Genomic DNA, 12,191 nt, shown 5'->3' on the forward strand with positions numbered 1-12,191 from the left:
TTGGCTACTGGCCCGTGGTCATTGGGACACGTGGCCTGCACCCGGTTCGGGGGCGCCCCGCTGTTGACGCACCTGGGCGGCACGGTGCTCGTCACGGGCCAGCCCAAAGGTGTACCAGCCGCCCAGCCCCGCCAAGGCAGCAAGGATAAGTGCCGCCCAAAACGGCGGCTCACCCTGCGCCAAGGGCATGAGCAGTATTACCCAGGAGGCAAGGAACAAAAGCCCCAGAACGGCTGTAAGGATTCCCATGCCCCACCAGGACCTCACCTGGACCTGTCCGCGGCCGGGCGAAAAGCCGATTTCATCGCTGGGGTAACTGTGCAGCTCACCGGTATCCGTCTTTCGCAGGACGCGTTTTTCGCCCCGGGCGATGGCTGCCTTGTGTTCGGCATATACGTCGTCGTTGCGGCGTTCGCGGTCACGGTCGAATGTCATATCAGTCCTGACGGATGGTGCGGATCTGGGCAAGGAGCGCGGCGTCATCGAGCCCCGTGGTTTCGGAGATGTCTTCCTGCCCGCGGTTGGAGGTGCCGACGGTCCACGAGCCCTCACCCTTCTTTACATAGAGGGTTTGGCCGGTGGCGTCCTCGCGGCGGCGCACCGTGGCGCCGCCCTGGGGGTTCTCGCGCAGGTGCTGCTTGATGACCATCAGGTTGGCTTCGGCGGCGCTAACATCAGGGCGCTGTGCCATGGCCCACCACGTGAAGTAGGCGCGAGGCTGGAAGAGCAGTTGGATGTCTGGGCTTTCCACTCCGATGACGCTGTCACCGCCTTCCGCGGTGAGCAACGAGATCTCCATCCGGCGCGTAGCGGAAGAGAGCGCCGTGGCGACGGCTGCGGTGGGACCTGCTACGGCGAGCTTCCCATCCGTCTCGGCTGTAGCAAGGCCACGGGCCACCAGCGACGAGGCACCGGCGCTGATCATGTCGGTATTGTCCAGATAGCTGCCCACGCGCAGCGCCTCAGCACTCAACACGGAGGCTTCCCCGCGGCGGAGGCTGGCCAGGGTGGCGATCTCAGCAAAACCAAAACCGAGCGCGTCCGGTACGGCTGTTGGTTCCGTTGGGGTTTCAGTCATCGTCAATGCCTCTCGTTGTGTACTCAGAACCCAAAGAAGTCACCGACCTTGTCGGCCGCGTCTCCGGCGCCTTCCCAGGCTGCCTCGGCGCCGTCGGCGATGGATCCTCCGATGGCGTTCACTGTTTCCTTGACGACCGGAACGTTGTCATAAATGGCGAGGGCGCCGGAGGCCACCATGGCTGCCGTTCCCACCGGTGGCGGAGCGAAACTTGCCACGCCCAGTCCTGCCTTGATGCCCGAATAAACGGCCCCTCCGGCGTCCCCTTCGCTGATGTTGTTGACCGTGTCCAGCAGGTCAAGGCCAACACCGACTCCTCCGAGGACTTTTCCGCCCACCTCGAAGAACGTGGCGGCCTTGCCGCCGTCGACAAGGTTCAGGGCTGTATCCCACCTGCCGTCAAACAATTCCGAGGACGTGTTGAAGTACTGGCTCAGGAGGTTCGAATCCTGGAATGCCCTGGCGACCTCGCGGAAGTCCTTGGAGAAGAATTCGGCGACAGAGTCCGCTTTGCCGATAAAAGCGCCAAGATCGAACAGGCCGGCACGCAGGTTGGGGAAGGCCTTGGTCAGGTTGTAGATGTCCCAGCCGTCGCGGAACGCGGAATCCGGGTCCGCGAGCCAGTCCGGTCCCCACGGATTAGCCCCCCCTGGGCGGCCTGTGCCCTGGCTGCCGACGCTGCCCGGCACACCCGTGGCGGGTCCGCCCGGTCCCGGCACGCCGGTCCCGCCAGGCCCGGCGGCGCTGCTCGCCTTGTCCTGTTCCTCGGCGTTGGTGAGCAGGAGCTTTGATTCCTGCTTCAGGCGCGCCGCAGTCTTCTGCAGGAGTGCCCGGTGGCTGCCGTTCCAGTCTGAACGGAAGTGCTCGGCGTCCTGGCCCTTCCAGGCCGGGGTGTTGTTGATCTGACCGCTCAGCTGCGTGGACTGCTGCAGCAGCAGGTCAGCGGTCTTGCTGAACTGCCGTGCCAATGTGCGCAGCTGGTCAACATCGGCGCCCCACAAATTTCCTGCCACCAGGCATCCCCCAATCTTTTTTACAGCGGTCCCTGACGCTGCAGGCCCAGCCTAGTAACAACCCGGGACGGGCGCGATGGGGTGGTCTCCCCATCGCAGGCGCTACCTGCGGTCGGAGTCCTCCAGCACGGCGGCCTTGCGTGCACGCAGCGCGAAGAAGGCGCCGAACGCGAAGACCTGCGTAACCACCACCAGCACGATGGCTCCTGCGATCTTGTTGCCGCCCAGAATCATGGTGAGCCCAACAATTGCGGACAGGAGGGCCAGGAGCGGGAGCAGCATGTAGCCCAGCACAAAGAGGGTTTCCGGTTTCTTCAACATTCCTAGCCCTCAGTCCTTGACCATTTGGTGAATCTGTAGCGCGTGCCGTTCCCTGCCGTCAGCCAGCCGTCCGGAGGGACGGACGCAGCCGCCTCCCAACTGGTGCCAAGCTCGGGGGCGAATGTGTCGCCGTCGGCCTCCACGTCGATGGTGGTGACCACCGCGACGTTGGCCAGCTCCGTTGACTGGCGGAAAATCTCGCCGCCGCCGAGGATCCAGACAGTGTCGCCGCCGTCCACGAACTGCGATTCCAGCAGGGCGTCGTCCAGGGAAGGAACCACGACGGCGCCCTCCGCCTCAGGTGTATCGGCCCAGCTTTTCTGGCGGGTGATGACGATATTGGTGCGCCCGGGGAGAGGACGGTATTTGTCCGGGAAGGACAGCCACGTCTTCCGGCCCATGATGACCGGGTGCCCGGTGGTCAGCCGGGTGAAGTGCCTGAGGTCTTCGGGAAGGTGCCAGGGCATGTCCCCGTCCTTGCCGATGACGCCGTCCGGGGTCTGCGCCCAAATGAGGCCCACGCCGGTGATCGAGGCGGCAAGTTCTTCGGTGAAAGACTGTGGATCCGTGGAGTTTTCGGTGCTCATACGGCGATCGGCGCCTTGATGGTGGGGTGGTGCTTGTAACCCACCACGTCGAAGTCTTCCAGCGTGTAGTCGAAGATCGAGTCGGGTTTCCGCGTGATTTTCAGCTGCGGGTACTCGTAGGGCTCGCGCTCCAGCTGCTTGAGGACCTGGTCCATGTGGTTTTCGTAGATGTGGACGTCTCCGCCGGTCCAGATGAACTCACCGGGCTCCAGCCCCACCTGCTGGGCCACCATGCAGGTGAGCAGTGCGTAGGAGGCAATGTTGAACGGCACGCCCAGGAACATGTCCGCGGAGCGCTGGTACAGCTGGCAGGACAGCTTGCCGTCCGCCACGTAGAACTGGAAGAAGGCGTGGCACGGGGGCAGCGCCATGTCCTGCAGTTCGGAGACATTCCAGGCGGACACCACGTGCCGGCGTGAGTCCGGGTTGGACTTGAGGTTCTCGATCAGCTCCGCGATCTGGTCGATGTGGCCGCCATCCGGGGTGGGCCAGCTGCGCCACTGGACGCCGTAGACCGGCCCGAGGTCGCCGTCGGCATCGGCCCATTCGTTCCAGATGGTGACGCCCTGGTCCTGCATCCATTTCACGTTGGTCTCACCGCGCAGGAACCACAGGAGCTCCACGGCCACGGACTTGAAGTGGACCCGCTTGGTGGTGATCAGCGGGAAACCCTTGGCCAGGTCAAAGCGGATCTGGCGTCCGAAAACGCTGGTGGTTCCGGTGCCCGTGCGGTCCGATTTGTGCGTGCCGGAGGCCAGGACATCGCGCAGGAGGTCTTCATAAGGCGTTGGGATGCTCACGGCTCAAGTCTACTGGGACAACGCGGGGAGGCTGCGTGTCCGTGTCACCTTGCGTCCCTTCCCAGCTTGCCGCGCAACACATCCAGCAGAACTTCGTCGCTCAGGTGGGCTGCCCGGCCGGCTGCGATGTAATGGTCGACGGCGGCCTGCACCGATGCAGGGACGGGCACCGTCCCGCGGCTGCCCGGCCTTCCGGCGGCTGGTGCGGCAACGACTGTCCCGCCCCGCCGCCGGGAATCCACGAGCCCGGCAGCCTCCAGCTCCTTGTAGGCCCGGGCAACGGTGCCCGCTGCGATGCCAAGGTCGGCCGCGAGGCTGCGGACAGTAGGCAGGCGGCTCCCTGGGGCGAGTGCACCCAACGCGATCAGGGAGCTGATTTGCGAGCGTATTTGTTCGTAGGGAGGTGTTGGGGAGCGCAGGTCCACGGTAATCCCGGCACTCATGTGGCCGGTTCCTTCGCAGAAGTGCGGCCTGAGGCTGTGGTGCGGGCGAAGCTGCGCACGGGAATCACGGCAATGACGATCCCCGCAGTGCACAACAGCACACCGGTGAAGGGGGCCGCATCCCAGGCCCAAGCCCAGGAGGCAGGTTCCAGGTCCAGTGCCCGCTGTATGTCCGGCCCCGCTGACAGCAGCAGCACCCCGGCCTGCACCATGAAACAGGCCGCAAGCGTCCGGACCACCCTGTGCACGGTGATGGCGCGAAGCGCGGCGTCCAGCCCGGGGACCGTCGTCGGAATGCCTTCCCGGCTTTTCGCGGCAGCCAGGGGGACGCCTGCGAGGAGCGCCACGGCAGCGCACGCCCACAGGGTTGGAGCCCACGTCGGCAGGATGCCAAGGTCCGGTTGGACGGAGGCAGTCACGACGACGGCTGCGGCCAGTATGGTGAGGGCTGCGATGCCGGTGGTGAGCAGGGCCGGGCTGACGGGCTGCCGCGGCCACTCCCGCGGCGCTTCGAGGGTTCCGTAGTTGCGCTGGATCAGCAGTTCCCCTGCGGCCGTGACCAGCAGGACGGGCGCGGCGGCCATGGCCACCACCAGGGCGGGATGCCCCGTCACGGCCCCCGGAATGATCACCGCCACCAGGACGGGGACAAAAGCGGCAAGCCCCAGGGCTGCGCCCAGGGACATGCAGAGCCGGGCGGCGGGGTGGGAGGCCGCTGCCGGTTCACGGGGTTCCGGCCCGCCGCCGTCTGCCTGGACCGCGGGGAGCTTGGGCGGCGCCCACCACCACATGGCCAGCAGGATTGCGAGGTTTACCGCCCCGGCCGCGTTGATCCATCCGCCGGCAACAAGGGAAGGATCGGGCCGTGCTGCGTGGTTGCCCGCGATGGCCGCCAGGCCCGAGGCTATGGTGGCCACGGTCCGGAGCAACCTGTTCATGGCAATGGTCCTGAGGAGGTTGTTCTCCTCGGTGTCCAGCGCCTCAAGCCGGCGGCGCCGCGTGATCAGCACCAGCACCAGCCAGGTTCCCACTGCCAGGACAAGGAGGGCAGGGCCGAGGTAGGAAGCCAGTTCGATGCCGGGGACCCGGCCGTCGCCGCCAGACGTCACATAGGTGTGGACGGGGTCGGGGAGGGAGCGGTAGGGGACCGGATCGTAGCCGGGAAGCGTGGCCATCCAGCCGATCTGCAGGGCGGTCCCTGCAAACACCGCAAGGACGGTCCAGGCGAGTGGCCGGGGCAGGAAGTCCCGGACCCGCCGCACTTCCAGGTCCGCCTGGCGCCGGGGGAGCCGGGGGCCGGGATAACTCAGCTGGCCGATGGCGTGCACGGCCAGGCACCCGAGTACCGGCCAGGCCAGGGCGGGCACGATGGCTGCGGTGCTGATAAGCGGCTGCGAGACCGGATTGACGTGAAGGATGCCGGCGTTTCCGGCCGGTTGGAGGGAGCTGGCCAGCCACCCCATGATCCCCACCCAGAATGCGTGCTGGGAGGCAGTGGCAGCGGACCCGCTGCCCGGTCCCCAGATGACCCACCGAAGCAGGAGGTAGCTGCCGGCCGCCAGCAGAAAGGGCCACACCACGGCCATGGGCGGAACATTGCTGAAAAGAGCTGCATCGGTAAACGGCACGTCATCCCCCAGAATTGTGCATCAATGTACTAAGTCTTTGATACAAAGCGCCGGGGGTCAAGCGCAACGGCAGGGCCGTTCCTAGTCGTCAAAAGGCTTGAACTGCTCCACCGCCACGATCCGCCGCTTACCGCCGGGAGCCACATGGCACACCACCAGCTCGCCGGGGGACAGGTAGGGCTCCTTCCCCGGCAGGAGTGCCCTCAGGTGCTGCGGCATGTGCTCCGCGAGCTGCCCGAACACGGTGGGCAGTGCCGGGCGGTGCGTGCAGACAGCCACCGCGCGCTGCTTGTCGAAAAGGGCTTCAATGACGGCGGCCGTCTTCTTCGGGCTGCGGGCGTGCCGGTGCTCGGTCAGCGCCTCGGCGAGCTTCACCTTGGCACCAACCACCTTGGCGTAGGGTGCGACGGTTGCGGCGCACCGCAGCCAGGGGCTGGTCACCACCCGAAGCGGTTTCCAGGCGTGCAGGAGCCGGCTTACCGCCTGCGCCTGCCGTGTCCCCGTGGCGGCCAGGGGCCGCTCGCCTTCGGCCTTGCTCCAGGAGGAGCGCGGTTTTGCCTTGGCATGGCGGAGCACCAGGAGCGGCCACGTGTCCAGGTGCCCGCGCCCGTGGGCTTCCTGCAGGTACTGCAGCGGCACGACGTCGGAGGGGTTGGACAGCAGCGAAGCGGCCTTTTCGGGGGCGCACCACATGATGCTGTCCACCTCCTTGCCGTCGGGAAGGAGCCTTGCCCCGTTAGCCTTGACGGCCCAGTAATAGACCACTTTGAGGCCGGAGGCCACGTGGTAGTGGATGGGCGGCAGCGGAATGCCCAGTTGGGCGGTGAGCCCGATTTCCTCCTGGACCTCCCTGACCGCGCACTCGGGGATGGTTTCGCCGTCGTCGATCTTGCCCTTGGGCCAGGACCAGTCGTCGTAGCGCGGCCGGTGGATCAGCAGGACTTCAAGCTTGTCCTTGACCACGCGCCACGGCACGGCGCCGGCAGCCGTAACGGCTACTGGTTCCCCCGGGTGGTCTGTCTGGTCTGCTACGAGTGCATCGCTCGACAAAACAGGAGCCCTTAACGCCGGCTCAGGCTGCGCTGCCGGGGGCGGGACGCCAGCAGCCAGGACTGGACATCCTCAAGGGGCTTGCCGTCGTCGGAGAGGTGGTGCCGGGTCCAGACGCCTTCCTTGTCCAGGTGCCAGCTGGAGGCTTCGGGGGCCATGTAGCGCCGCAGCAGGTCAAGGACGTAGTTGATGTCGTCGGTGCTGGACAGCTGGACCAGGGCCTCCACCCTGCGGTCAAGGTTGCGGTGCATCATGTCAGCCGAGCCGATGTACACCACGGGATCCCCGCCGTTGGCGAAGGCGAACACCCGGGAGTGCTCCAAGAACCTGCCCAGGATGGACCGGACGGTGATGTTGTCGCTGAGCCCGGGCACCCCGGGGCGGAGCGAGCAGATACCGCGGACCACCACGTCAACCTTTACTCCCGCCTGCGAGGCGCGGTAGAGGGAATCGATGATGGCCTCGTCCACCATGGAGTTGACCTTGATCTGCACAAGGCCGGGGATTCCCGCGCGGGCATTGCGGATTTCGGTCTCAATCCGGTCGATCAGCCCTGAACGGACGGAACGCGGCGCCACCAGCAGTCTCTTGAACGTGGACTTGGGGGCGTAACCGGAGAGCTGGTTGAAGAGCTTGGACAGGTCCTCGCCCACCTGCTCGTTGGCGGTCAGGAGGCCCAGGTCCTCGTAGTAGCGGGCGGTGCGGGGGTGGTAGTTGCCTGTGCCGATGTGGCAGTAGCGCCGCAGCCCGTCAACCTCCTGGCGCACCACGAGCGAGAGCTTGCAGTGCGTCTTGAGGCCAACAATGCCGTACACCACGTGCACGCCGGCCTGTTCCAGCTTCCGGGCCCAGGAGATGTTCGCCTGCTCATCGAACCGGGCTTTGATCTCCACCAGGGCCAGGACCTGCTTTCCGGCCTCGGCTGCGTCGATCAGGGCGTCGACGATGGGGGAGTCGCCGGACGTGCGGTACAGGGTCTGCTTGATGGCCTGCACCTTGGGATCGGCGGCGGCCTGTTCCAGGAACGCCTGCACCGAGGTGGAAAACGAGTCATAGGGGTGGTGGAGCAGGATGTCCCGGCGGCGCATGGCGGCGAACACGTTGGCGGCCTTGGACGTCTCAGACTCGTTCAGGTACCGCGACGTATGCGGAACGTGCTTCGGGTAGTGAAGGTCGGCGCGGTCAATGCCGGCGATCACGGAGAGTCCCCGGAGGTCCAGGGGGGCCGGGACGGAATAGACCTCGGATTCCTCGACGCCGAGCTCGCGGATCAGCAGCGCGCGGATGTTCGGGTTGATGTCGTTGGTGACCTCCAGCCGGACGGGCGGGCCGAACCGGCGGCGCAGGAGTTCCTTCTCGAGGGCCTGGAGGAGGTTTTCGGCGTCATCCTCTTCCACTTCCACGTCCTCGTTCCGGGTGACGCGGAAGCTGTGGTGCTCCAGGACCTCCATCCCGGGGAACAGCTTGTCCAGGTGGACCGCGATGACTTCCTCAAGCGCAATAAAGCGCGCCACGCGTCCGGCCACGGCCCCGGCGCGCGGACCGTCGATGGACATCAGGCGCGGCAGCTGGTCCGGCACCTTGACGCGGGCGAAGAGTTCCTTGTCGCTCACAGGGTTGCGTACCACCACGGCAAGGTTCAGCGAGAGGCCGGAAATGTAGGGGAAGGGGTGCGCCGGGTCCACCGCCAGGGGCGTGAGGATGGGGAACACCTTCTCGCGGAAAATCACGCTCAGCTGTTCCTGCGCCGCGTCGTCCAGCTCGTCCCAGTGCATGAGGTGGATGTGTTCGTAAGCCAGCGCCGGACGGATCTGTTCGGCCCAGACCTGCGCGTGCCGCTGCTGGAGCCTGTGGGCTTCGCCGCTGATCCTCTCCAGCACCTCAACAGGGCTCAGGCCCGCGGGGGAGGGAACTGCGAGGCCGGTGGCGATGCGCCGTTTCAGGCCAGCCACCCGGACCATGAAGAACTCGTCCAGGTTGGAAGCAAAGATCGACAGAAAGCTGACGCGCTCAAGCAAGTGGAGTGTGGGGTCCTCCGCCAGTTCCAGGACGCGGGAGTTGAAGCTGAGCCAGCTCAGTTCACGGTCCAGGAACCGGTCCGGGCGGATGTCGCCCTCCGGTTGCAGGTTTGGCGCAAACTCCGGGATATCGATACGGTCCTGGGTGGCGCGCGAGGCGGGGACTTCCGAGGAGCCGAAGCGGGCGCGGACCGGCACTGCGACGTCCTGGGACGTGACTGCTCCGGAAGGTTCCGGGTTCATGGCATCTCCTTTACCTGGCGGTTGATGCTGGCGCTTCCGGCCTGCGCGGGTTCTGCTTCAACCTTACAAGCAATCAGTGCGCCGAAGGCCGTGCATTTCCCGCACGGGAAACCGTATGTCAGCCTGCTGGACTAAACAGCAGCCACCTGTCCGTACATGACGTCCATGTCCCAGCGGGTGAAGCCCAGGCTCCGGTACAGCGACACAGCAGCTGCGTTGTCGGCGTCGGTGTACAGCATGACGGCGTGCAGCCCCAGCTCCTGGAGGTGCCGGATACCGGCAACCGTGAGGGCCTTGCCCAGTCCCATGCCCTGGGCTTCCGGCGCCACGCCCACCGCGTAGACCTCGCCGATGGCCGGGTGCGGGCCGTGCTTCGGATGGACCTTGGTCCAATGGAAGCCCAACAGCCGGCCCTGCCCGTCCTCGGCCAGGAGGAAACCCGAGGGGTCGAACCAGTCCTCGGCCATCCGCGCCTCGAGATCGGCCCGGGTGAGGCTGCCCTGTTCAGGATGGTGCGCAAAAGCGGCCCGGTTCGCCGCCAGCCACGCGTCCTCATCCTGGCCGGGCACGAAGGTCCGGAGGGACACGCCCTCCGGAAGGGCGGCCTCGGGAAGGTCCGCCCCCGCCGTCGTCATCCTCATCTTCCACAGTTCACGGACCGGGCCGAACCCATACCGGGCGGCCAGGTCTGCTGCGGCCTCATGGTTGCCGTGGGACCACGCCTTCAGCCCCTCCAGCCCGCGGCTGCCATTGAGCGCACCCACCAGGCGGTCCGCCACACCCTGGTTCCGGTAGCTGGGATGGACAGCGATCTCAAGCACGCCGGTGCCGTCGGGTTCCTCCACCACCACAGCGAATCCGGCCAGGTCCTGGCCGGTGGCCGGGTCGGAGTCCTCGTCCGGGGCATACAGCGCCAGGGTCAGCGGTGACTGCCCGGCCGATCCGCCGGTGCGCATGGTCACCAGGGTCTGTTCAGAAATGGAGGGGTTGCCGTCAGATTCTTCTGCCGCTGCCAGGAGGTTCCGGCAGTCCCTCAGGAGCTGCTGGTCAACAGCGCCCCGTTCTGTATGGACGGGCCACTTCTCAGGATGCGCTGGAGTCATGAGGCAAGGCTATACGGGAAGCCGCAAGGGTGCTCAGGCCTCGGTGAGCTCGTCTTCCTGCTGGCGGACCAGGGTAAGGCGGTAGCCAACGTTGCGCACGGTGCTGATGAGGTTCTCATGGTCGGCACCGAGCTTCGCCCGCAGGCGCCTGACGTGGACGTCCACGGTGCGGGTGCCTCCGTAGTAGTCATAGCCCCACACCTCGGTGAGCAGCTGCTGCCGGGTGAAAACGCGGCCGGGGTGCTGCGCCAGGTACTTGAGCAGCTCGAATTCCTTGAAGGTCAGGTTCAGCGGTGCACCGTTCACGCGGGCGGTGTAGCTTGCCTCGTCGATGACGACGCCGGCAGCGCGGATCTCCGTCGGCGCGTCCTCATGGTCCGGGACGGCCCGGGCAACGGACAGCCTGATGCGGGCCTCCACCTCGGCCGGGCCTGCCGAGTCGAGCACGATGTCATCCACGGCCCATGCGGAGGAAACGGCCGCCATGCCGCCCTCGGTCAGGATCAGGACCAGGGGCGCGCTGAGGCCGGTGGCTTTGAGCAGCTGGGTGAGCGAACGGGCGCCCACCAGGTCTTTCCGGGCATCCAGCAGCACAATGTCGCACGGATCGGTCTCCAGCAGGGCAGTGGGCTCGGCGGGAAGGATGTGGACCCGGTGGTTCAGCAATTCCAGGGCAGGCAGGATGTCCACCGAAGAGCCAGTGCTGTTCGTCAAGAGCAGGATGTGCGACATTGTTCCTCCATGGGCCGTCCGCGCATCATTGGGCGACTGAACCGGGTTTTCACCGGCCGGTACTGGCTTCCTGCTCCGGCGTTGGGCCAGCGGAAAAGAGCCGGCCTGCCACCTCAGCAGTGAGCTTAGCTGAGCTTTGAGTATACCCGCAGGCCTCTCCGGAGCCACGGATCCGGCCCGGATAAAGGGACGTTTTGCGACATATCCTGTTCACATAAGGCAGGATTGAGCCAGGGCCCCGACGCCCTCCGCGAAGGGCGGCCCCGCCCTTCCAGGTCGACGCCAGGATGGGATTGCAGCGCAGTGAGTGCAGAAACTAAATCCAGGCCGGGCTCCGCATGACCGCGGAGCTGCAGGCACCGGCGCGGTCGTTGGGCTCATGGACTATCGGCGTCGTGGGGATGGCCGGCCTCGCTGCGATCATCGCCGGCGTCTACACCTCCCGTGAAGTCCTCGTGGCCGTTGCTGTTGCCATGGCCGCCGCCGTCGGCATCGGGTGGCCGCACTTCCTTCGGATTCCCGCCAAGAAGACCCTGGCCGCCGTGATTGCCGTGCCAGGGGCCGGGGCAGCGGTTGCTGCCGGCCTGGCCCCTGCCCCCGGCTACCTGGACTGGACCCCGGCGTTCATTGCCCTGGGCATGATGGCCGTGTTCATCGTGCAGCTGCTCCGCGGAACAGGGCAGGCCCAGCGACTGGAATCCACCCTGGGCTGCTGCGCGGGTGTGCTGCTCGCCTGCCTGGGTTCCGGCTGGATAGCCGGGGCACGGTTCAACGGCGTCCGGGAGATGCTCCTGGTGGCGGCCATCAGCGCCGCAGTTGCGCTGCTGGCCGGGCTGATCCGCTGGCCGGACAGCGTCGTGGCGCCCCTGGGCATTGTGATGGCAGGCCTTGCGGGACCGCTCGCCGGGCTGGTGCTCTCGGATATCGCCGTCCTGCCGGCAGCCATCTTCGGCGTGGTGGTGGGCGCGGTGCTGGCGAGCTTCCGGCGACTGGCCACCCTGCGGGGTGCGCCCCTGAACATCCCCGCTGCGCTTAGCATGGGCCTTGCCCCTGTCTCGGCGGTGGGTTCCCTTGCCTACTTCATAGACAAACTCCTCATCTACTAACGCGTTAGGATGGCATCATGTCCGTACTTGCTTTTGAAATCTTCTTCCTTGTCCTGCTCGGCATCGCCA

General features: G+C 66.4%; 13 protein-coding genes. 1 reads left to right on the forward strand and 12 read right to left on the reverse strand.

Going from position 1 to position 12,191, the window contains the following annotated elements; all coding sequences use genetic code 11:
• Positions 1 to 18: 18 nt before the first annotated feature.
• The 12 genes from AC6CHP_RS01365 to AC6CHP_RS01420 form a co-directional block, all read right to left on the reverse strand.
• Positions 19 to 435 (reverse strand): hypothetical protein, encoded by a 417-nt coding sequence (locus AC6CHP_RS01365; RefSeq protein ID WP_188809583.1) that lies wholly within the window; start codon positions 433 to 435, stop codon positions 19 to 21.
• A gap of 1 nt (position 436) precedes the next feature.
• Positions 437 to 1,078: a hypothetical protein gene (locus AC6CHP_RS01370; RefSeq protein ID WP_377194806.1), complete on the reverse strand. Its 642-nt coding sequence runs from the start codon at positions 1,076 to 1,078 to the stop codon at positions 437 to 439.
• Between the two features lie 23 nt (positions 1,079 to 1,101).
• Entirely contained in the window at positions 1,102 to 2,091 is a 990-nt protein-coding gene (locus AC6CHP_RS01375; protein WP_229675196.1) for a WXG100 family type VII secretion target, read from the reverse strand.
• A 102-nt stretch (positions 2,092 to 2,193) separates the two neighbouring features.
• Entirely contained in the window at positions 2,194 to 2,412 is a 219-nt protein-coding gene (locus AC6CHP_RS01380) for an NF038396 family protein (protein WP_104184361.1), read from the reverse strand.
• A gap of 2 nt (positions 2,413 to 2,414) precedes the next feature.
• Positions 2,415 to 2,999 carry a dihydrofolate reductase gene (locus AC6CHP_RS01385; protein ID WP_104184360.1) on the reverse strand — a complete coding sequence of 195 codons (585 nt, stop codon included), beginning with the start codon at positions 2,997 to 2,999 and terminating at the stop codon, positions 2,415 to 2,417.
• Positions 2,996 to 3,799 (reverse strand): thymidylate synthase, encoded by an 804-nt coding sequence (locus tag AC6CHP_RS01390; protein ID WP_188727404.1) that lies wholly within the window; start codon positions 3,797 to 3,799, stop codon positions 2,996 to 2,998. The genes AC6CHP_RS01385 and AC6CHP_RS01390 overlap by 4 nt, the downstream gene beginning before the upstream one ends.
• Positions 3,800 to 3,843: 44 nt before the next feature.
• Positions 3,844 to 4,242: a GntR family transcriptional regulator gene (locus AC6CHP_RS01395; protein ID WP_498227914.1), complete on the reverse strand. Its 399-nt coding sequence runs from the start codon at positions 4,240 to 4,242 to the stop codon at positions 3,844 to 3,846.
• On the reverse strand, positions 4,239 to 5,870 hold the full coding sequence (locus AC6CHP_RS01400; RefSeq protein WP_498227916.1) for a hypothetical protein: 1,632 nt from the start codon (positions 5,868 to 5,870) through the stop codon (positions 4,239 to 4,241). The genes AC6CHP_RS01395 and AC6CHP_RS01400 overlap by 4 nt, the downstream gene beginning before the upstream one ends.
• Before the next feature lie 81 nt (positions 5,871 to 5,951).
• Positions 5,952 to 6,920, reverse strand: a complete 969-nt coding sequence (locus tag AC6CHP_RS01405) for an NUDIX hydrolase (RefSeq protein WP_188727409.1) — start codon at positions 6,918 to 6,920, stop codon at positions 5,952 to 5,954.
• An 11-nt stretch (positions 6,921 to 6,931) separates the two neighbouring features.
• Positions 6,932 to 9,181: an RNA degradosome polyphosphate kinase gene (locus AC6CHP_RS01410; protein ID WP_377194798.1), complete on the reverse strand. Its 2,250-nt coding sequence runs from the start codon at positions 9,179 to 9,181 to the stop codon at positions 6,932 to 6,934.
• A gap of 131 nt (positions 9,182 to 9,312) precedes the next feature.
• Positions 9,313 to 10,284 carry a mycothiol synthase gene (mshD, locus tag AC6CHP_RS01415; protein WP_188727412.1) on the reverse strand — a complete coding sequence of 324 codons (972 nt, stop codon included), beginning with the start codon at positions 10,282 to 10,284 and terminating at the stop codon, positions 9,313 to 9,315.
• A 33-nt stretch (positions 10,285 to 10,317) separates the two neighbouring features.
• Positions 10,318 to 11,016, reverse strand: a complete 699-nt coding sequence (locus AC6CHP_RS01420; RefSeq protein ID WP_066277942.1) for a winged helix-turn-helix transcriptional regulator — start codon at positions 11,014 to 11,016, stop codon at positions 10,318 to 10,320.
• A gap of 338 nt (positions 11,017 to 11,354) precedes the next feature.
• On the opposite strand from AC6CHP_RS01420, the gene AC6CHP_RS01425 reads away from it, so the two are divergent.
• A complete protein-coding gene (locus AC6CHP_RS01425; protein WP_188727414.1) occupies positions 11,355 to 12,122 on the forward strand; it encodes a permease in 768 nt (255 codons plus the stop codon).
• Positions 12,123 to 12,191: the final 69 nt, after the last annotated feature.

This window comes from Pseudarthrobacter sp. GQ63 (assembly GCF_059758765.1).